The 17,236-nt window shown below is 67.3% G+C and carries 27 protein-coding genes; 13 read left to right on the top strand and 14 right to left on the bottom strand.

Features of this window, described 5'->3' with window-relative positions:
- Nucleotides 1-12: 12 nt before the first annotated feature.
- The 4 genes from JS278_RS11220 to JS278_RS11235 are packed head-to-tail and all read left to right on the top strand — an operon-like array spanning nt 13 to nt 3,329.
- Complete coding sequence (locus JS278_RS11220) at nt 13-1,134, top strand: alpha/beta hydrolase (RefSeq protein ID WP_114045266.1); 1,122 nt, start codon at nt 13-15, stop codon at nt 1,132-1,134.
- The gene (locus tag JS278_RS11225) at nt 1,131-2,603 is read left to right on the top strand and encodes a serine hydrolase domain-containing protein (protein WP_114045267.1); all 1,473 of its coding nucleotides are present in this window, start codon (nt 1,131-1,133) and stop codon (nt 2,601-2,603) included. Before JS278_RS11220 ends, JS278_RS11225 begins: the two co-directional genes overlap by 4 nt.
- A gap of 43 nt (nt 2,604-2,646) precedes the next feature.
- A complete protein-coding gene (locus JS278_RS11230; protein ID WP_114045268.1) occupies nt 2,647-2,913 on the top strand; it encodes a type II toxin-antitoxin system Phd/YefM family antitoxin in 267 nt (88 codons plus the stop codon).
- Nucleotides 2,907-3,329: a type II toxin-antitoxin system VapC family toxin gene (locus JS278_RS11235; protein WP_114045269.1), complete on the top strand. Its 423-nt coding sequence runs from the start codon at nt 2,907-2,909 to the stop codon at nt 3,327-3,329. The genes JS278_RS11230 and JS278_RS11235 overlap by 7 nt, the downstream gene beginning before the upstream one ends.
- 88 nt (nt 3,330-3,417) lie before the next feature.
- On the opposite strand, the gene JS278_RS11240 is transcribed toward JS278_RS11235, so the two are convergent.
- Together JS278_RS11240 and JS278_RS11245 are read right to left on the bottom strand one after the other, a co-directional pair.
- A complete protein-coding gene (locus JS278_RS11240; RefSeq protein ID WP_181833709.1) occupies nt 3,418-3,951 on the bottom strand; it encodes a 2'-5' RNA ligase family protein in 534 nt (177 codons plus the stop codon).
- Nucleotides 3,952-4,000: 49 nt separating this feature from the next.
- A complete protein-coding gene (locus tag JS278_RS11245; protein WP_114045271.1) occupies nt 4,001-5,251 on the bottom strand; it encodes an ATP-binding protein in 1,251 nt (416 codons plus the stop codon).
- A 155-nt stretch (nt 5,252-5,406) separates the two neighbouring features.
- Between JS278_RS11245 and JS278_RS11250 the strand changes: the two genes are divergently transcribed.
- Entirely contained in the window at nt 5,407-6,369 is a 963-nt protein-coding gene (locus tag JS278_RS11250) for an ADP-ribosylglycohydrolase family protein (RefSeq protein ID WP_114045272.1), read from the top strand.
- The gene (locus tag JS278_RS11255; RefSeq protein WP_114045273.1) at nt 6,366-6,992 is read left to right on the top strand and encodes a GyrI-like domain-containing protein; all 627 of its coding nucleotides are present in this window, start codon (nt 6,366-6,368) and stop codon (nt 6,990-6,992) included. The genes JS278_RS11250 and JS278_RS11255 overlap by 4 nt, the downstream gene beginning before the upstream one ends.
- On the opposite strand, the gene JS278_RS11260 is transcribed toward JS278_RS11255, so the two are convergent.
- Entirely contained in the window at nt 6,970-7,551 is a 582-nt protein-coding gene (locus tag JS278_RS11260; RefSeq protein ID WP_220149961.1) for a GNAT family N-acetyltransferase, read from the bottom strand. The genes JS278_RS11255 and JS278_RS11260 overlap by 23 nt on opposite strands.
- A gap of 91 nt (nt 7,552-7,642) precedes the next feature.
- Between JS278_RS11260 and JS278_RS11265 the strand changes: the two genes are divergently transcribed.
- Nucleotides 7,643-8,170, top strand: coding sequence for a DinB family protein (locus JS278_RS11265; RefSeq protein WP_114045275.1), 528 nt, complete (start codon nt 7,643-7,645; stop codon nt 8,168-8,170).
- Here JS278_RS11265 and JS278_RS11270 read toward each other — a convergent pair whose 3' ends face one another.
- Nucleotides 8,171-8,740: a dihydrofolate reductase family protein gene (locus JS278_RS11270; protein WP_114045276.1), complete on the bottom strand. Its 570-nt coding sequence runs from the start codon at nt 8,738-8,740 to the stop codon at nt 8,171-8,173.
- A gap of 70 nt (nt 8,741-8,810) precedes the next feature.
- Between JS278_RS11270 and JS278_RS11275 the strand changes: the two genes are divergently transcribed.
- Complete coding sequence (locus JS278_RS11275) at nt 8,811-9,368, top strand: dihydrofolate reductase family protein (protein WP_114045277.1); 558 nt, start codon at nt 8,811-8,813, stop codon at nt 9,366-9,368.
- 3 nt (nt 9,369-9,371) lie between these two features.
- Here the strand turns inward: JS278_RS11275 and JS278_RS11280 are convergent, their stop codons facing one another.
- Genes JS278_RS11280 through JS278_RS11290 form a run of 3 tightly spaced genes read right to left on the bottom strand, consistent with a single transcriptional unit; the run spans nt 9,372 to nt 10,646 of the window.
- Nucleotides 9,372-9,788 (bottom strand): type II toxin-antitoxin system VapC family toxin, encoded by a 417-nt coding sequence (locus tag JS278_RS11280; RefSeq protein WP_114045278.1) that lies wholly within the window; start codon nt 9,786-9,788, stop codon nt 9,372-9,374.
- On the bottom strand, nt 9,785-10,066 hold the full coding sequence (locus JS278_RS11285; RefSeq protein WP_114045279.1) for a type II toxin-antitoxin system Phd/YefM family antitoxin: 282 nt from the start codon (nt 10,064-10,066) through the stop codon (nt 9,785-9,787). Before JS278_RS11285 ends, JS278_RS11280 begins: the two co-directional genes overlap by 4 nt.
- Nucleotides 10,067-10,109: 43 nt before the next feature.
- On the bottom strand, nt 10,110-10,646 hold the full coding sequence (locus tag JS278_RS11290) for a GNAT family N-acetyltransferase (RefSeq protein ID WP_114045280.1): 537 nt from the start codon (nt 10,644-10,646) through the stop codon (nt 10,110-10,112).
- A 63-nt stretch (nt 10,647-10,709) separates the two neighbouring features.
- On the opposite strand from JS278_RS11290, the gene JS278_RS11295 reads away from it, so the two are divergent.
- Entirely contained in the window at nt 10,710-11,204 is a 495-nt protein-coding gene (locus tag JS278_RS11295) for a tetratricopeptide repeat protein (protein ID WP_114045281.1), read from the top strand.
- A 17-nt stretch (nt 11,205-11,221) separates the two neighbouring features.
- On the opposite strand, the gene JS278_RS11300 is transcribed toward JS278_RS11295, so the two are convergent.
- Nucleotides 11,222-12,028 (bottom strand): GNAT family N-acetyltransferase, encoded by an 807-nt coding sequence (locus tag JS278_RS11300; protein WP_245935096.1) that lies wholly within the window; start codon nt 12,026-12,028, stop codon nt 11,222-11,224.
- Between the two features lie 79 nt (nt 12,029-12,107).
- On the opposite strand from JS278_RS11300, the gene JS278_RS11305 reads away from it, so the two are divergent.
- Entirely contained in the window at nt 12,108-12,536 is a 429-nt protein-coding gene (locus JS278_RS11305) for a GNAT family N-acetyltransferase (protein ID WP_114045283.1), read from the top strand.
- A gap of 115 nt (nt 12,537-12,651) precedes the next feature.
- On the opposite strand, the gene JS278_RS11310 is transcribed toward JS278_RS11305, so the two are convergent.
- From JS278_RS11310 to JS278_RS11330, 5 genes are all read right to left on the bottom strand, one after another.
- On the bottom strand, nt 12,652-13,083 hold the full coding sequence (locus tag JS278_RS11310) for a hypothetical protein (RefSeq protein ID WP_245935097.1): 432 nt from the start codon (nt 13,081-13,083) through the stop codon (nt 12,652-12,654).
- The gene (locus tag JS278_RS11315; protein WP_114045285.1) at nt 13,083-13,382 is read right to left on the bottom strand and encodes a HigA family addiction module antitoxin; all 300 of its coding nucleotides are present in this window, start codon (nt 13,380-13,382) and stop codon (nt 13,083-13,085) included. The genes JS278_RS11310 and JS278_RS11315 overlap by 1 nt, the downstream gene beginning before the upstream one ends.
- A gap of 9 nt (nt 13,383-13,391) precedes the next feature.
- The gene (locus JS278_RS11320; protein ID WP_114045286.1) at nt 13,392-13,673 is read right to left on the bottom strand and encodes a type II toxin-antitoxin system RelE/ParE family toxin; all 282 of its coding nucleotides are present in this window, start codon (nt 13,671-13,673) and stop codon (nt 13,392-13,394) included.
- Between the two features lie 101 nt (nt 13,674-13,774).
- Nucleotides 13,775-14,095 (bottom strand): HigA family addiction module antitoxin, encoded by a 321-nt coding sequence (locus tag JS278_RS11325; protein WP_114045287.1) that lies wholly within the window; start codon nt 14,093-14,095, stop codon nt 13,775-13,777.
- Entirely contained in the window at nt 14,070-14,297 is a 228-nt protein-coding gene (locus JS278_RS11330) for a type II toxin-antitoxin system RelE/ParE family toxin (protein WP_245935098.1), read from the bottom strand. Before JS278_RS11330 ends, JS278_RS11325 begins: the two co-directional genes overlap by 26 nt.
- Before the next feature lie 216 nt (nt 14,298-14,513).
- On the opposite strand from JS278_RS11330, the gene JS278_RS11335 reads away from it, so the two are divergent.
- On the top strand, nt 14,514-14,711 hold the full coding sequence (locus tag JS278_RS11335) for a hypothetical protein (RefSeq protein ID WP_114045288.1): 198 nt from the start codon (nt 14,514-14,516) through the stop codon (nt 14,709-14,711).
- Nucleotides 14,705-15,043, top strand: coding sequence for a type II toxin-antitoxin system PemK/MazF family toxin (locus JS278_RS11340; protein ID WP_220149962.1), 339 nt, complete (start codon nt 14,705-14,707; stop codon nt 15,041-15,043). The genes JS278_RS11335 and JS278_RS11340 overlap by 7 nt, the downstream gene beginning before the upstream one ends.
- Before the next feature lie 145 nt (nt 15,044-15,188).
- Here JS278_RS11340 and ychF read toward each other — a convergent pair whose 3' ends face one another.
- A complete protein-coding gene (gene ychF / locus JS278_RS11345) occupies nt 15,189-16,262 on the bottom strand; it encodes a redox-regulated ATPase YchF (RefSeq protein ID WP_114045289.1) in 1,074 nt (357 codons plus the stop codon).
- Between the two features lie 59 nt (nt 16,263-16,321).
- On the opposite strand from ychF, the gene JS278_RS11350 reads away from it, so the two are divergent.
- Entirely contained in the window at nt 16,322-17,236 is a 915-nt protein-coding gene (locus JS278_RS11350) for a VOC family protein (RefSeq protein ID WP_114045290.1), read from the top strand.

Consider the following 17,236-nt stretch of genomic DNA (forward strand, 5'->3'; position numbering starts at 1 on the left):
CGAGGAGGCCCCATGCCTGTCGGATACCTCGTCACTGTGCTGCTGTTCGGCGCCTGCTGTCTGGCCGCACTCCCCCGCCCCCGGCGAATAAGCATCAAGCGGTACTTCCTCGCGGTCGTGATCAACGAGATTCCGCACGTCGCCGCCCTGCTCCTCCTGTTGTCCACCGCACTGGCCTGGTCGCAGGGCGACCTCGCCGGCCCGTCCGGGCTCATCCTGACCTCCATGGCTGGGATCGTGCTCCTCGGCCTGGCCGTGCTGACCCGGCGCGGTCTGCACGCCGCCCCCACCACTGACGCCGTGACCCGGGAGCACGGCGGAATTCCTCGGCGCGATCGCGTGCGCCGCCTGCTGCGCCCGCTTCTCTTCCCCTTCCCGTGGCGACCGCGCTCGGTGACAAGGATCGGCCCGCTGAGCTACGGGGAGCACAAGCGGCAGCGCTTGGATGTGTATCGGCCGAAGCATCCGTCGGCACCCGGGCCGGTGCTGGTGTACTTCCATGGCGGCGGCTACTTCTCCGGCAGCAATCGCCGGGAGGGGCGCGGGCTGCTGCACCATCTCGCGTCCAGGGGATGGATCTGCATCAGCGCCACCTACCGTCTGCGGCCCGAGGCCGGCTTCACCGACCATCTGGACGATGCCAGGGCCGCACTGCGATGGGCGCACGAGCACGCGGAATCCTACGGCGGAGACCCGCGGCTGCTCGTGATGGCGGGCAGCTCGGCCGGAGCGCACCTCACCTCGCTGTGCGCCCTCACACAGGATCCCGCCGCCGATCCGGAGCGACCGTGTGTCGACGCCGCGCTGTGCCTGTACGGGTATTACGGCCGGTACTACGGCCGTGACCCCGACGAGTCGCCGGTCTCCACGCCCATGTCGCTTGATCCGGGCCATGCGCCGCCGTTCTTCGTCGTCCATGGAGACCACGACTCCTACGCCCCTGTCGAGGATGCGCGAGCCCTGCACCGGCATCTGGCCTCCCGACCGGAGAATGACGCCTGGTATGTGGAGTTGCCGGGGGCTCAGCACGGCTTCGACGCGCTGTCCTCCTGGCGCACCGCCGCCACCATCGATGGTATCGACGCCTTCCTGGACCGCCTGGGCGCCAGGGGCCCGACCAGGACGACGCGATGAGGCGCGCGCGAGCCGTCGTGCGGCTCCTGATGCTCCTGCTCTCGTGCGCCGTCCTCGCCCCGGTCGCCGCACCTGCTGCGGCGACTCCGCCCGTACGGAGCGGTCCCCCGTCCTCCGACCGTCTCGACGCCTTCGTGAGCGCGCAGATGGAGCGCGCCGACGTCCCCGGGACCGCCTATGCAGTGGTAGGTCCCCACGGGATCGAGCACCAGCGGGCCTTCGGGGTCGACGGCGACCGGGAACCGGTCACCTCCAGCACGCCCTTCCTGTGGGGGTCGGTGGCCAAGCCGGTGACCGCGAGCCTCGTGGTGAAGCTGGCCGGGGAGGCGCTGCTCGATCTGGATGCGCCGGTGACCAGATATCTCCCACGCTTCACGATGGCCGACGGATCGGCACGGGCCATCACAGTACGCCAGCTGCTCAGCCAGACCAGTGGCATTCCGGAACGTCTGGATCTCACCGATCGCTACGACGCCCACCGGCGGCCAAGCGACGTCGTCGCAGAACTCAAGGACGTCCACCTCGCCGGTCCGGTCGGCGGCGCGCATCACTATTCCAGTATCAACTACGTCCTGCTGGCGGCGATCGTGGAATCGGCCAGCGGTCAGAGCTACACCGACGTGCTGCGCCGTCGCCTGCTCGCACCCGCGGGCATGGACACCGCCGTCACCAGCGCCGATCAGGCCTCCGCCCGAATCCCGCCAGGACATCGATACGTCTTCGGCCGGACCCGGCCGTTCCGGACCGGGTTCGCATCCGCCGAGGTCGCCTCGGGCTATCTCGGCGGCTCCCTGAAGGATCTGGTCGCCTTCGCACGCGCGAACCTCAGCACCAGCACTGTCCTGACCGACGACCAGCGCGCCCGGCTCTTCGCCCCGGAGGTGGCCACCGGGGAGCGCCGGAGCTACGGCCTCGGGTGGCGCACCTGGCAGGTGATGGGCGGTCGTGAGCCGATGGTGTGGCATGCCGGAGCCGTACCCGGCTTCCAGACCGCGATCGTGCTGCTGCCCTCCCGGGACCGTGCGATCGTCGTCCTCCAGAACGCCTACGGATCCTTCCAGGAGTCTCAGCTCCTCGACACCTCCTGGGGGCTGGCCTCGCTGCTGTCCGGCGCACAGCCGCAACCCCACGGGGTGGAGCCGCTCTATGCCGTGCTCCTGGTGACCCTGAGCGGGACGTGTCTGGGGCTGGCGTCTGTGCTGCTCGGCTCGCTGCGCCGGTTGAGACGACCACCTGCACGGGGGTCGCGACGGCGCGCGATCAGAGGTCTGATTCTATGGGCGACCTCCGGGCTGCTGCTGGTCGGGGGCCTGCTCGCCCTGCCGGTTCTCTTCGGGGTCACAGGACGCCAGGCCTGGTTGTGGGCCCCGGACGTCACCGCCCTCCTGTATGCCGCAGTCGCCCTGATCGTGGTCGTGACGTCGTGCCGGGTGGCTGTGGCGCTGCACACCTTGCGGTCGCGTCCCTGAAGAAGAAAAGGCCCGTTCCACGCTCCATGCTACGCTGTGCTACATGGAGATCATCACTCATCGCGAGATGCGGAACCGCAGCGCCGAGGTGCTGCGCCGCGTCGAGGCCGGCGAGTCCCTCCAGGTGAGCAACAACGGCCGTCCAGCCGCACTCATAGTGCCGGTCCCCCATGATGCCGTCGCCGCCGCGATCATCGACGGCGGAGCCCGGCCGGCACGCGCGGGCCTTGGGACCCTTCGCTCGATCCCTCGTGTCAGGTCGGCGACAGGCACAGCCCAGATCATCGAGGACGCCCGCGGCCGATGGTGACGACGACCTACCTCGACACATCGGCCGCGATGAAGCTGGTCATCGAGGAGGATGAGTCCACAGCGCTGGTCGACGAGTTGGAGACCCTGCCGTCGCGGCGGCTCGTCGCATCATGGCTCCTGCACACCGAGTTGCACTGCGCCGCAGGGCGGAATCCGGCACAGATCCCGACGGCCCTCGTCACGACGGTGCTCGACACGGTCATCCTCGTCGATATCACCCGGGGTGATCTACTCGCTGCGGGCACCCACTCCCCGTTGCGCTCCAACGATGCGATCCATCTCGTCACGGCACTGCGCCTCGGAGCGGACGAGATCCTCACCTATGACGCCGACCTCGCCCGGGCCGCGCAGCACGCGGGTATTCGCGTGGTCGCCCCGGCGCAGGAGAAGCACAGAGACGTCGAGGCGCCCTGAGGCTCCGCCTGGGATCAGGGAGCATCCCACAACCCGCGATACGCACATGAACCGGCCAGTGCACGGACCTTCTCAGGGTTCTGCTCGCTCATGTCGATGAGCCCTCACGCGCCGCGAACGGATACTCGCCCACGACGTCGAACCCGCCCGGCTCAGGAGCCCCGGCCACCACCGTCAGACCGCCAGCGGTGGTGCTGATCGGCAGCTCGGGGAGCACTGCGCGCTCGGCGTCCTTCGCCTCCTGCGCGGAATGTCCGGTGACGAGGGTGAGGTGCGCGACGAACTCGTCGAACTCCCCGCCGTAGGGCGGGTACTGCGGGAAGGCCGCCAGGCACCGGGCGACGACGTCATCGAGGGCGGGCTGCGGTGCAGGGCCCAGCCACACCGTCTCGTCGCCGAACCAGCCCGTACGGTCGAACCGGACCTCGAAGGGTTGCGTCCCGGCCGCGACCGCTCTCACGGTCTCGAGGAGTTCCGGTGTGATCCGGTGGGCCCGGGCGAAGGGGTAGATCAGGCTCACATGGGCCGGGATGCCCCATGACGCCGACGGGTCCAAATGGTCACGGATGTCCCCGATGACGGCGTCGATGTCGGGGAAGGAGAGGATCACGGCACTGGGCACCCGGACATTGTCCTCCACCGTCCAGGCCCGATCATGCGCCGGGACGCCCTTACGGTCCGAGAAGAGCGAGTGGCACCACCGCAATGCCGTCGGCCCTCCGAAAAGCCGTCCGGCCCGTCGTGACGACGGCGAGATCGGCTACCCGATCGGGCAACTGCTCTCTCAACCAGTTGAGATGTCGCACATCGTGCCCAGTGATCTCTGGAGCCAGCTTGACCTCGATGCCGAGCACCTGCCCGTCGGTACCCTCGACGATGAGGTCGATCTCCCGGTCACCACCGGATGTGCGCAGGTGACTGACCGTAGCCTCTGCGGCCTGCGCCATCACCCGCACGCCGAGGGTCACAAGAGATTCGAACAGCGGCCCTGCCATGTGCGCGCCGGCCGAGTTCAGAAGAGACCCGGCCGACAGATTGAGCAGGCGCACCGCAAGGGCCGGGTCGGCCAGCTGGTGTTTCGGCGCCTGTTGGAGACGCCGCAGATGGTTGTTCGCCGGGGTCCACCCAGGCACCGGATCCAGCAGCCAGATCTGGCTGAGGTGGTCACGATAGGCGATCGTGGTCGTCTTCGCGGGCTGGCCGCCGTCTCCGCCCGTGGTCGCATCCAGCAGCCTCGCATAGGCGGTCGTCGTCGACGACGCAGCGGCGTAAGCCGACAGCCATCGACGAAGTGTCTCTGGGCGCCTCACCGCGTAACCCTGATTGGGGAGATCCCGGTCGATGATCCGCTGCAGGTAGGCATCCAGGAGCTGTCTCCTCAGTCGCGGCACCAGGCCCATGATCCCCGGGAATCCGCTACCGACGATGGCGTCGGCGTAGTCCCTCACGGAGAACCCGGTGTTGCCCTCGATACGGCCCCGACTGCCCTCCAGCATCGCCGTGAGGGACACCGTCGGATTGGCGACTCCACGCTCATGAAGCCCCATCGGACGCATACGCAACGAGAGGATGCGACCGGCGCCACTATGGGTGTCCGCAGTGTCGATCGGCGTCGCGGACCCGGTGAGCAGAAAGCGTCCTGGGGGGGCTCCGGCGTCGACCTGTCGCCGGACGGAGTCCCACACCTGTGGCAGCCTCTGCCATTCGTCGAGCAGGAGCGTGCCCTCAGGGGGAGATGCCAGGCTGAAATCTGCCCGGCCGACCTCTCGTTGAGCAGGATCATCCAGGTACCAGATGGTGCGCGCTCGGCGCCGCGCGGTGTCGGTCTTCCCTACTCCCTTGGGGCCGTCGATCGCAATCGCGGGTGCGAGGGGCAACAGTTCGTCGAGTTCATGATCGACCGTGCGCTGCAAGTACTCCATCGCTGAAGACTCCCTTCGGCAGAGCCACTACACTACCATTTACCGATCTTCTACGCTACCTTTTGCGGTCATCCTACGCTACCCCCGAAGCCCATACCATGCGTCTTCCAGGTCCTCCCCGGCCAATCGATCGGCCCACAGTGCAGGATGGGTCCGTGGAACTGACCGATGAGGTGAAGGACCGTGCGGCCGGCGTGCTGCTGGGTCAGGCGACCGGCGACGCGCTCGGCGTCCCCTACGAGTTCGCGGCGCCGATCAGGCCCGGCGAGGCCGAGATGATCGGCGGCGGTCTGGGGCCCTATGAGCCCGGCGAGTGGTCCGACGACACCCAGATGGCGCTGTGCATCGCCCGGGTCGCGGCGACCGGCGATCTCACCGGGCCCGCCGCGCTGGACGAGGTGGCCGCCGCCTTCATCGACTGGCGGCTCCACGGGGCCTCCGACATCGGCAACCAGACCGCCACCGTGCTCGGCCGGGCCCGCCACGACGACGGCACCCGTCTCTGGGAGCGGATGACCGCGATCGCCACCGATCTGGCGGGCGGCGGCAGCGCCGGGAACGGCGGACTCATGCGGACGTCGGTGGTCGGGCTGGTCGCCCTGGGCTCGGCAGATCGCACCGCGGAGGCGGCGCGGCTGGTGTGCAGCCTCACCCATGCCGAGCAGCGCTGCGTGGAGTCGTCGGTGCTGTGGTCCCTGGCGGTCCGGCACGCGGTGCTGACCGGCGAGGCCGACGTCCGCTGCGGGCTCGGCCATCTATCTGCAGAGCGCCGCGACTGGTGGACGGCGCGGATCGAGGAGGCCGAGACCCGGCCGCCATCGGATTTCACCCCGAACGGCTACACCGTCACCGCCTTCCAGGCCGCCTGGGCGTCCATCCATGCCACCCGGGACGCCGATGATCGGGTGATGGCGGCGCTGCAGCTGGCGATCTCCATCGGCAACGACACCGACACGGTGGCGGCCATCGCGGGCGGCCTGCTCGGCGCGGCATGCGGGGCGTCGCGGATCCCGGGCGGGCTGGCGGAGCAGGTGCACGGCTGGCCGGGAATGGATGCGAAGGATCTGGTCGGGCTGGGTCTGGCGATCGCCGCGGGGCTGGGGCGGGAGTCGATGTGACCGGCAAGGTCGACTTCAAGAAGACGTTGGACTCCTACCGTGCCCGCGCCGGCCAGTTCCGCTTCGTCGAGGTGCCGCCGATGCAGTACCTCATGGTCGACGGGCACGGGGATCCGAACACCTCACCGGCCTACAGTCAGGCCCTGGAAGCCCTCTACCCGGTGGCCTACCGGATCAAGTTCGCCGGCAAGGCGGCCGGGCGCGACTACGTGGTGCCGCCGCTGGAGGGGCTCTGGTGGGCCGACGACATGGACGCGTTCACCTCGGGGCGGGACAAGTCTCAATGGGACTGGACGATGATGCTCCTGACCCCCGACTGGATCGGCCCTGACGACGTCGACGCCGCCGTCGCGACGGTGGCCGCCGGGAAGGCGCCGGACCGGCTGGGGGACGTCCGGCTGGAGGCCCTCGACGAAGGGCTGTGCGTCCAGATCCTGCACGTCGGATCCTTCGACGATGAGGGGCCTGTCCTGAAGCGGATGCATCACGAGTTCATTCCCGCCAATGGTCTGCGGATGGCGGGAACCCATCACGAGATCTACCTCGCCGATCCGCGCCGCACGGCTCCCGAGAAGCTGCGCACCCTGCTGCGCCAGCCCGTCACCGCAGGTCCAGGCGCATGAGGACTCTCGGGAAACCGGCGAGCACCGATTCTGTCTCGGAGGCCATCGAGAATCCCGCCTGCTCGAAGAGCCGACGCGTCCCGACATAGGCCATCGTGAGATCCACCTTCTCCCCCTTGTTGTCGACGGGATATCCCTCGATCGCCGGCGCGCCGCTCTCCCGGGCGAAGGCGACCGCCCCGTCCATGAGGGAGTGCATGATGCCCTGTTTGCGGTGCCCGGGGCGGACCCGGAAGCACCACAGGGACCACACGTCCAGGTCGTCTACGTGCGGGATCCGGCGGTTCCGGGCGAAACTGGTGTCGGCGCGGGGATGCACCGCCGCCCACCCGACGGGCTCGTCGCCCTGGTAGGCCACGACTCCGGGCGGAGGCTCCTCGGCGCACAGCTGTCTCATCCGATCGGCGCGCTGGGTTCCGTGAAGCGAGAGGTGCTCCTTGTTGGACAGCCGGTAGCTGAGGCAGAAGCACACATTGGACGTCGGCTTCTTGGGGCCGACGAGGGTCGCGACGTCCTCGAACTCGGTTGCGCGCCTGACCTCGATGTCGGTGGCGGTCATGGCTCCACCGTATGCGTCGTGGGCGCACCCTCTCCGCGGCGCTGAGAAACTGGAGAAGGGGAGTGCCCCAGCGTTCTGGTGAGGAGTCATTGTGCCTGATGTCAGAGACGTGCTGCTCGGGCAGTACGACATCGCACGGTCGCTGTTCGAGTACCACATGGCGGCCCTGACCGACGAGGACCTGTTCTGGTCCCCGTCGGCGCATCGGTGGACCATGCATGACGTCGGCGGCCGATGGCGACCCGACCTGGCCGAGACCGAACCTGACCCCGTACCGGTTCCGACCATCGCCTGGTTGACGTGGCACATGGGCTGGTGGTCGCAGAGCGCCACCGCGCATCTGCAGCAGACCGCAGCGCCGTCACCGGAGCAGGCCGGGTGGCCCGGCGCCAGGGCGTCCGCGATCGTGGACTGGCTGCAGGCGATTCACAATGCGTGGCGGGTCGCCCTGGCCGGGGCACAGCGGCTGGACGCCGAGGCGACCTATCCGTGGGAGCCCGGCTCGGGGAGGACGGTGGCCGACATGGCCGCCTGGTTCAACGTCGAACTCACCAAGAATGCTTCGGAGATCGGTCAGCTCCTCATCATCCGCCGCGCCGGCATCTCCTGTCGTGCCTGATCACCGTGTCCCGGCGGCGGTGTAGTGAAGATAGGCCGTTCCGTTGCCGAATACCCGGTGCTCGGCAAGCTCGAGGTCCAGCCGGACGTCGTCCGGCAGGGCCCGTAGACCTCCGCCGACGACCTTCGGCACGACGAAGATCCCGAAGTCCTGCACCATGCCGGCACGGATCGCGTCGGCCGCGACGGTGGGGCCGAAGATCTCGACCTCACCGTCGGCGTCCTCCACGATTCGCCTGATCTCGTCCAGGTCGAGGTGCGGCACCAGTCTGTGGGCGGGAGCCAGCTCGGCAGCCGTCAGCGTCGAGGATGCCGCGATGATGTCGAGACCCTGCCATCGGCGGGCGAACTCGTGCTCGGCCTCGGTCCACTGCTCGTCGGCAGGCTCCTGCTCCCAGTACCTCATCAGCAGGTAGGCCTTGCGTCCCAGGATCTCGGTGGAGACCTTCGCCATGCGTTCGACGTGGAAGTCGAAGACCTCACCGTCCGGGGCCGACCACTGGAAGTCGCCGTCGGCGTCGGCCGCGTAGCCGTCGACGGAGATGGTGGCGGTGTAGCTCAAAGTTCCCATGGGTCATGATGCGCCGACCATGGGGCATGATGCTCAGTACACCGCTGACGGAATCTCCGGAGGAGCAGCCATGGCCAAGCTCATCGTGTGGGACATCATCTCTTTGGACGGCTACTTCGAGGGCACACAGCAGTGGGACCTCGACCTGCACGAGTACATCTGGGGCAAGGACCTTGAACAGTTGAGCCTGAGTTTCGGCGAGGAACTCGGCCTGCTCGTGTTCGGCCGAATCACCTACGAGGGCATGGCAGCGTACTGGCCGAACGCGACCGATGAGGGCGACATCACGGCGTACATGAACGCCGCGCCGAAGCTCGTGGCGTCGCGCACTCTCACCGAGGCGACTTGGCAGAACTCTGAGGTGACAGCCGACATCGTCGGGGAGCTGACACGGCGCAAGGCGACCCTGGACCGCCCGATCTACGTCTTCGGCAGTGCGGCGCTCACCGACTCCCTCCTGCAGGCGGGTCTGGTCGACGAGCTCCTCATCGGCGTCGCTCCGGTACTGCTCGGCGCGGGCCACCCCTTCTTCAAGCCCGCGTCGTCACCGCGTCCGCTGGAGCTCCTCGAGTCGCGGCCGACTGACACCGGGGGCGTTCTGCTGCGCTACGCAGTGCCCCACGACTGAGTGTCATGCGGGGCGATGGCGAGCCGTTCCGGGAGCGATGACGCCGAGTCCGGCAGCGTCGGCCGCCTCGCCGAGACGACGGTCATAGGTGAGGACCGCGTCGGCGTCGAGGCGGATCGCGGCCTCCAGATGAAGGGCGTCCAGCGCCCGGAGATACGGCATCGGGAGCAGTCCGGCATTGCGGAAGACGGCCCGATCCAGCGCAGCGAGGGACACGCCGTCGAGCAGCGCGGTCACGTCGGCCTGGTCGAGCCCCTCACGGATCGCCAGGCGGCGCAGCTCAGCCTCGAGAAGGTCGCTGGACACCAGGGTGGCGGCATCCAGATCCAGCCATGCGAGAAGAGCCTCGCTCTCGGGCCGGTCGATCAGCAGGGCTCCCAGGGCCGATGTGTCGACGTAGACGACGGGACGCGACGTCACAGCCTGTCCTCGCGCATCTCGTCGAGAACCTCTGTAACGCTCTGATCCACGGACCTGCGCTCGATACCCAGCTCCGCCCAGCCGCCGCTCCGCCTGGCGGGCCGGGTGATCGCGAGACCGGGGTCCGGGGCACCGAGCGGCACGAGTCGCCCGACAGGCACCCCACTGTTGGTCAGCACGAAGGAGCGGCCCTCGCTCACGGCGCGGAGCACACGGCCGGACTCGTTGCGCAACTCGCGCTGGGACAGACTTTCCACCTCGGGCAGGGGCGAACTCATGACTCAAGCGTAGCACCCGTGCGACACCCCGCTCTGCATCCCCTCAGGCCAGCACGGCCCGGAGCTCCTCCGACGTGAGCGGCCGGTCCGCGTAGATCAGTCGGATCGCGTCGGGATTCGGATTGCCGGCGTCCGGCCCACGATGCCGGAGTGTCAGCCCGGTCTTCTGCGCCACCCGCGCCGACGCCAGGTTGTGCTCCAGGAGGTAGGCGACCACCGGCACGTCGGGTCTGGTCTCATGCGCCCGCTCGACAGCCTGAACCGCCACCGCCGTCGCGATTCCACGGCCATGGGCCTTGTGATCGAGCCGGTATCCGAGGTTCCAGAACACGCCTCGCCGCACTGAGCAGCCGGCATTCCCCAGCACCTCGCCGGACCTGGCATCGCGAACGATCCACGACGAGAGCCCGTCGCACTCCCAGCCCCGGATCCAGCCGCGCACCATGTCCTCGGTCGTCCCAACAGTGTTGTTACGGCCCGAGGGCAGGTGCGTCCACACTTGTGGATCGGAGTAGATCGCGTGAACGGCGGCGATGTCGTCGAGGGTTGGTCTGTCCAGCAGGACGTCGCCCAGTCTCATGCACGGAATCCGGCCAGAGTGCGAGCACCATGCCATTCGTCACAACATGCGAGGATCGGATCCATGCCTGACACATTAGAACGATGGGAGGCATCGGTAGCGAGCCTCTGGGAGCGCTTCGAGACCCTGGACCGCGATACCGGGGTGACGGCGATGCGCGACCTCGCAGCAAGCTGCCCGGCACCCGACGGGAGAGCAGCGTTCGAGCTGGCGGGGATGTACGACTCGCTGGGCTTCGAGGCCGAGGCCGGTGCACAGTATGAGAAGGCTCTCGAGCTCGGGCTCGACGAGGCGCGTCACGCCCGGCTCGCCGTCCAGTACGGCTCGACGCTGCGCAATCTCGGCCGCCTCGATGAGGCGATCGCCGTCCTGCGGTCCGCCCCGACCCACGAGTCGACGGGCGCCGCGCCCCGCCTCATGCTGGCTCTGGCACTGCACAGAGCCGGGCGCAAGGACGAGGCCCTGCAGGTGGCGATCGAGGCGCAGATCGACACCCTTCCCCGCTACCAGCGATCCATGCGCCACTACGTCGCCGACCTCTACGATCCGTCGGCCTGAGCCGTGAAGCCCTCGGTCTACGACTGCCTTGTGGGCCGCTTCCAGATGTAGGGGGTGGTGGTCGACACCTTTGTGAGGCCGGATCGTTCCAGGATCGGGCGCGAGAACTCGGTCGAGTCGCTGTGGATCAGCGTCTTCCCGAGGGCCAGCGCTGATCGCGCCCGTGCCGCGGTCAGGGCACGGTAGATCCCTCTCCCCCGCCACGGCTCCAGCGTCGCGCCGCCCCAGACCCCGGCGAAGTCGCTACCCGCGACGGGCTCCAGACGCCCGGCGCTGACCATCCGACCGGCGTCCTCGGCCACCCACAGCTCCATGCCGTCACGGCGGGCCAGCCTGGCCAGGATGTCGTCGGCCCTCTGCCGGGAGACCGGATCCCCGAAGGCCTCGTCGGCCATCGCACTCATCGCCCGTACATCGTGCTCGTCGGTGACGCGTCGCAGCGTGACGCCGTCGGGCAGCGGAACATCGACGGCCAGCAGGCGCGCCTCGCCGATCATGATCGACTCCGTCTCCTCCGGCACGAAACCGGCCTCGACCAGGGCATCGTGCAGGCCCGGTGCGGCGTCATGCCCGCGGGTCTTCCACTCCACGCGGCTGATGTCCGGCCGGACCGAGTAGTGGTCGAGTGCTCCGGCCACCAGCGCCCGAATCCCTGCGCGGTCGGCACCGCCGAGGTCCCGATAAGTGACGAAGCCCCGTCCGCCGGCGAATACCACCAGTCTCAGCGGTCCGAGACGCTCCACACTGATCGCGCCGGGCGTCTCGGCATCGGTGCGCAGCTGATCGTCATAGGCTGCGAGGAGTCCCGCCCTGTCCAGAATCACCACGCAACTATCGCCCCCACCGCCACGCGGATCAACTGCGCTGCCGGCCGGGCCCGGTCCCTACCAGAGAGGAGTCGCAGTGGAAACCGTGTACACGACAGGAGCGATCCCCTCGCAGGAGGAGACCGTCCGCCTGTACGACTCGGTCGGCTGGTCCGCCTACACCCGGAACCCCGAACTCCTGACCGACGCCCTGGCGGCGTCTCTGTCGGTGGTGACCGCACGCCTTGATGGCGAGCTCGTCGGCCTGGTCAGAGTGGTGGGCGACGGACTGACGATCGTCTACCTCCAGGACATTCTGGTGGCCCACTCCCACCAACGTCTGGGCATCGGCCGCCAGCTGCTGCGTCGGGTGTTCGAGCCGTACTCCGAGGTGCGCCAGAAGGTCCTGCTGACCGACGACGAACCGGGACAGCGCCTGTTCTACGAGACGATGGGGTTCACCGAGGTGCATGACATGGCCCCCAGACTCAACGCCTTCGTCCATCTCGGTCGGAGCACCGGATGATCAGACGGGATTTGTGGCGAATCCTCGTGCGTAGTCACCAAAGGATCCGCCACACATCCCGGTGCATGGGACTGGGCGCCGGGCCGATCGGAGACTCAGACATTCCTCGGCGCCCTCAACGCACCGGTCGAATCAGATCCTCGAAACTGTCCTCACCCGGGCGCCAGATCATCCATGCGCGATCGCTGAAGCCCGTGATCTCGGCGATCTCGACGTGAACCTCATCGTGTTCCGGATGGACGATCAGCGCGCCTGTGTCCAGCGAGATGCCGATTCCAGAGCCCGTCCGCTCCGAGGTCGACCTCACCGTCCCGGGGGCCAGTCTCACCAGCGCATCCGCGTATTCCGGATCATCCTTGGTCCAGACACGCCCACCGACGTCAACTCTCGGCCAGACGTAGCAGGACAGGGTCACAGGCTCCGCGCTGCCCGGTTCACCGTCGAATCTGAGCTGGACGTAGTCGTTCAGCACGAACTCCACCGAGTACATCCGGTCCCCGACAAGACGAGACAGCAACTCATTGGGCACGTAGTCGCCGCCGGCCATCACGCGACCCGGAGCGGCGTGATCGCCGCGACCTGATCGGCGACGCGATCCTCGGCGATCTCCAACTCGTACCGCGTCTGAAGGTTGAGCCAGAACTGGGGATCCATCCCGAAGTAGCGCCCCAGGCGCAACGCAGTGTCCGCGGTGATCGCTCGCTTGCCATGGACGATCTCGTTGATCCGGCGCGGCGGCACCCCGATCGCCACGGCGAGCTTGTGCTGCGTGATGCCGAACCCCTCGATGAAGTCCTCCATGAGGACCTCGCCCGGGTGGATCGGCGGATAGAGCTTCTCGGACATCGTCCCTCCTCAGTGGTAGTCGACGATCTGCACATCTTCGGGACCGGCGTCAGTCCAGCAAAAGCAGATCCGCCATTGATCGTTGATGCGAATGCTGTGCTGCTCGGCTCTGTCACCCTTGAGCAGTACCAGACGGTTGCCGGGCGGCACGCGCTGCGCGTCCAGCACTGTCGCTGTGTCCAACAGATGCAGCTTCCTGTCGGCGACCTTGTGGATGCGCGGATCGAGTCGCTTCGCCGACTCACGCCGCCACACCCGCTCGGTGCCACGGTCAGCGAACGATCTGATCACGCATCAAACGTGCCAACATGACGCATTGCGTCAATAACGTCAGACGTTAAATCTGAACTCCATCACAATCCGGCGTATGGAGACCATCTGAGGCCAACCGGTCACGCGACCCGGAGCGGCGTGATCGCAGCGACCTTGTCCCGCAGCGCTCGCCATTCGATCCGCAACTCGTAGTTCGACTGGAGGTTCATCCAGAACTCCTCGGAGGTTCCGAAGTAACGAGCCAGACGGATCGCCGTATCGGCCGAGATGCCCCGCTTCCCGTGCACGATCTCGTTGATCCGCCGTGGCGGCACGCCAATGGCCACGGCCAGCTTGTTCTGTGTGATCCCGAAGCCCTTGATGAAGTCCTCCATGAGGATCTCTCCCGGATGGATGGGCTCGATCAGGTCAGTTTCAGTGGTAGTCGACGAGTTCGACATCTTCTGCACCTCCCTCTCTCCAGACGAAGCAGAGTCGCCATTGCGCGTTGACCCGGACGCTGTACTGCCCACGGCGGTCGCCGACGAGTCGCTCCAGACGGTTCCTCGGCGGGATCCGCAGATCCTCGACATCCTTCGCCGCGTGGATCAACTCGAGCTTCTGCAGGGTGGCCCGTTGCACGGCGCGGTCAACGCGCTTCACGTACTACTCATGCCAGATGCGCTCGGTGTCCTTGCTCCCGAACGATCTGATCACGAGCACAGCGTATAACGCGATCCGTTATCGAGGCTTGACGACTGGCACTGACGTGCGGTCCACGGGTCGGGTCCGGCCCCAGTACCAGGGCAGGATACCCGGTCGATACATGCTGCCGCAGAGCTGTAGAACAAATGTTGTACACGCCGCTACGATGAGTCCATGACATCGATTGGTTTCCGGCCCACAGCAGAGGATGAGCGCATCCTCCGGGAGTCCGCACGTCCAGGAGAGAGCACGTCAGACACTCTCCGCCGAGCATTGCGTCTGCTCGATCATGAACACTGGCTCGAACAGCTCAGGATCGATGCTGAGCGCATCCAGGACGAGGACATCAACGCGGAGCCGGAGGCGTGGTGATCCGCGGAGCCGTCTACCGGATCGACCTCGGCCAGGCACGGGGACACGAGCAGCGGGGCAAGCGTCTGGGACTCGTCATCTCACCGTCGGATCTGGCACTGTCGGTCGTGACGGTGATTCCGACCTCGACGGCGGCGCAGCCGTCGATCCATCGCCCCGAACTCGACATCGCCGGACGGGCGACATTCCTGCTCATCGACCAGATCAGGTCCATCGACACCGACTACCTCGTGGGTGAGCCGGTGGATTATCTCTCCCGCGAGGAGATGGCGCGGGTCGAACACGCACTCGCGTACTATCTCGGTCTTGTTGCCGTGCCACGACCGGGGTGACGTCGGTGGAGCCAGAACCCCGCTCTCACATGAGCTGAGATCACTGCAGGGACCGGCGTTCCTCAGCGCTCAACGCCAACCCGGGTACCGCATCTCTGCCGCTGCGAAAGGAATCCGGTGGGCATGGCCCCGCTGGAGCAGACCCTCAGACGTTGAACCTGAACTCCACCACGTCACCGTCCTGCATGACGTAGTCCTTACCCTCCAGGCGCAGCTTCCCGGCCGCCTGGGCCTCCTTCTCCCCGCCGTACTCGACGAGGTCCTCGAAGGACACCACCTGGGCCTTGATGAATCCCTTCTGGAAGTCGGTGTGGATCACGCCGGCCGCCTGCGGTGCCGTCCAGCCCTTGTGGATCGTCCAGGCCCGCGACTCCTTCTCACCGGCGGTGAGGAAGGTCTGCAGGCCCAGGGTGTCGAATCCCACCCGGGCCAGTTTGTCCAGTCCGGGCTCGGTGATCCCGGCGTCGGCCAGGAACATCTCGGCATCCTCGGGCTCCATCTCGGCCAGCTCGGCCTCGAACTCGGCGTCCAGGAAGATCGCCTCGGCCGGGGCGACCACCTCGGCCATCCGTTTCTGGAGATCGGCGTCGGCCAGCTGATCCTGGTCGCAGTTGAAGACGTAGATGAAAGGCTTGGTGGTGAGCAGGAACAAGTCGTGCAGCGGCTCGGGGTCCAGGCCGGCGGAATAGATCGTCCGGCCCTCCTCCAGCACTTTCTGGGCCTCGCGCCAGGCCTCGGCCTTCGGACGCGACTCCTTGCGGATCGCCGCCTCCTTCTCCAGCTTGGGCAGCTGCTTCTCCAGGGTCTGCAGGTCGGCCAGCACCAGTTCGGTGGTGATGGTCTCGATGTCGGAGGCCGGATCGACCTTGCCGTCGACGTGGGTGACGTCATCGTCGTCGAAGCAGCGCGTCACCTGGCAGATGGCGTCGGCCTCGCGGATGTTGGAGAGGAACTCGTTGCCCATCCCCTCGCCCTTGCTGGCGCCCTTGACGATGCCGGCGATGTCGACGAAGGAGACGGTCGCCTGGATCGTCTTGGCCGAGCTGTACATCGTCGTCAGCACGTCCAGCCGCGGGTCCGGCACCCCCACCACCCCCACATTGGGCTCGATGGTGGCGAACGGATAGTTCGCCGCGAGCACCTCGTTGCGGGTCAGAGCGTTGAACAGGGTTGACTTGCCGGCGTTGGGAAGACCGACGATTCCGATGGTGAGTGCCACGTCGAGTCATTCTACCGACGGCCCCGGCAACTGGCCCCTTCGCCCGGTAGCGTCCGCCCATGTCACCGAGAATCGTCCCCAGTCTCTGGTTCGATCACGCAGCCCGTGAGGCTGTCGACTTCTACCTGTCCGCCTTCGCCGACAGCCATGAGCTCAGCGTCTCCCGCTACCCCACTGCGGGTCTTCCCGACTTCCAGACCGGATTCGCCGGGGACGTCCTGGAGATCCGCTTCCGTCTCGGAGATCTCGAGTTCTCCGCCATCAACGCCGGCTCCGAGTTCCACCCCAACCCGTCGATCTCCTTCATCCTCAACTTCGACCCGTCGCGCGACGACGCCGCCGGGTCCCGTCTCGACGAGCTGTGGAAGATCCTCGCAGAGGGCGGCGAGGTCCGGATGGAGCTGGGAGAGTATCCCTTCTCGCCGCACTACGGCTGGGTGGAGGACCGCTACGGCGTCAACTGGCAGCTCATGGTCACCGATCCGACCGGCGAACCCCGCCCCTTCATCACCCCGGAACTCATGTTCCCCTTCGGCGACACCTGCGCCTCGCAGGCCGCCGATCTGTACACCGGACTGTTCAGCAGCCTTTTCGGAGAATCTGCCGTCGGGAGCCGTGCTCCCTACTCGGCCCTCGGGGACCCCTCGACCGCGAACCTGCCCGAAGGCATGCTCGCCTACTCCGACTTAACCCTGGCCGGGCAGTGGTTCGCCGCCATGGACTCCGGCTTCCCTCAGGACTTCACCTTCACCGAGGGCGTCTCCCTCATCGTCGAGTGCGACGACCAGACCCAGGTCGACCGACTGTGGGACGCGCTGTCGTCGGTCCCCGAGGCGGAGGCCTGCGGCTGGTGCAAGGACCGCTTCGGGGTGAGCTGGCAGATCACCCCGAAAGATGCCCCCGATCCCGCCATCGATCCGCGGGCCTACCGTCGGCTGTTGACAATGAAGAAGATCATCATCGCCGACCTGTGA

This window comes from Acidipropionibacterium virtanenii (assembly GCF_003325455.1).
GTDB classification, from domain to species: domain Bacteria; phylum Actinomycetota; class Actinomycetes; order Propionibacteriales; family Propionibacteriaceae; genus Acidipropionibacterium; species Acidipropionibacterium virtanenii.

Bases quoted from the DNA above. Each gene is read 5' to 3' on its own strand.
- JS278_RS11220 (WP_114045266.1), top strand. From the start codon at position 13: ATGCCTGTCGGATACCTCGTCACTGTGCTGCTGTTCGGCGCCTGCTGT.
- JS278_RS11225 (WP_114045267.1), top strand. From the start codon at position 1,131: ATGAGGCGCGCGCGAGCCGTCGTGCGGCTCCTGATGCTCCTGCTCTCG.
- JS278_RS11230 (WP_114045268.1), top strand. From the start codon at position 2,647: ATGGAGATCATCACTCATCGCGAGATGCGGAACCGCAGCGCCGAGGTG.
- JS278_RS11235 (WP_114045269.1), top strand. From the start codon at position 2,907: ATGGTGACGACGACCTACCTCGACACATCGGCCGCGATGAAGCTGGTC.
- JS278_RS11245 (WP_114045271.1), bottom strand. From the start codon at position 5,251: ATGGAGTACTTGCAGCGCACGGTCGATCATGAACTCGACGAACTGTTG.
- JS278_RS11260 (WP_220149961.1), bottom strand. From the start codon at position 7,551: ATGACCGCCACCGACATCGAGGTCAGGCGCGCAACCGAGTTCGAGGAC.
- JS278_RS11270 (WP_114045276.1), bottom strand. From the start codon at position 8,740: ATGGGAACTTTGAGCTACACCGCCACCATCTCCGTCGACGGCTACGCG.
- JS278_RS11275 (WP_114045277.1), top strand. From the start codon at position 8,811: ATGGCCAAGCTCATCGTGTGGGACATCATCTCTTTGGACGGCTACTTC.
- JS278_RS11285 (WP_114045279.1), bottom strand. From the start codon at position 10,066: ATGAGTTCGCCCCTGCCCGAGGTGGAAAGTCTGTCCCAGCGCGAGTTG.
- JS278_RS11290 (WP_114045280.1), bottom strand. From the start codon at position 10,646: ATGAGACTGGGCGACGTCCTGCTGGACAGACCAACCCTCGACGACATC.
- JS278_RS11295 (WP_114045281.1), top strand. From the start codon at position 10,710: ATGCCTGACACATTAGAACGATGGGAGGCATCGGTAGCGAGCCTCTGG.
- JS278_RS11310 (WP_245935097.1), bottom strand. From the start codon at position 13,083: ATGGCCGGCGGCGACTACGTGCCCAATGAGTTGCTGTCTCGTCTTGTC.
- JS278_RS11315 (WP_114045285.1), bottom strand. From the start codon at position 13,382: ATGTCCGAGAAGCTCTATCCGCCGATCCACCCGGGCGAGGTCCTCATG.
- JS278_RS11325 (WP_114045287.1), bottom strand. From the start codon at position 14,095: ATGTCGAACTCGTCGACTACCACTGAAACTGACCTGATCGAGCCCATC.
- JS278_RS11335 (WP_114045288.1), top strand. From the start codon at position 14,514: ATGACATCGATTGGTTTCCGGCCCACAGCAGAGGATGAGCGCATCCTC.
- JS278_RS11350 (WP_114045290.1), top strand. From the start codon at position 16,322: ATGTCACCGAGAATCGTCCCCAGTCTCTGGTTCGATCACGCAGCCCGT.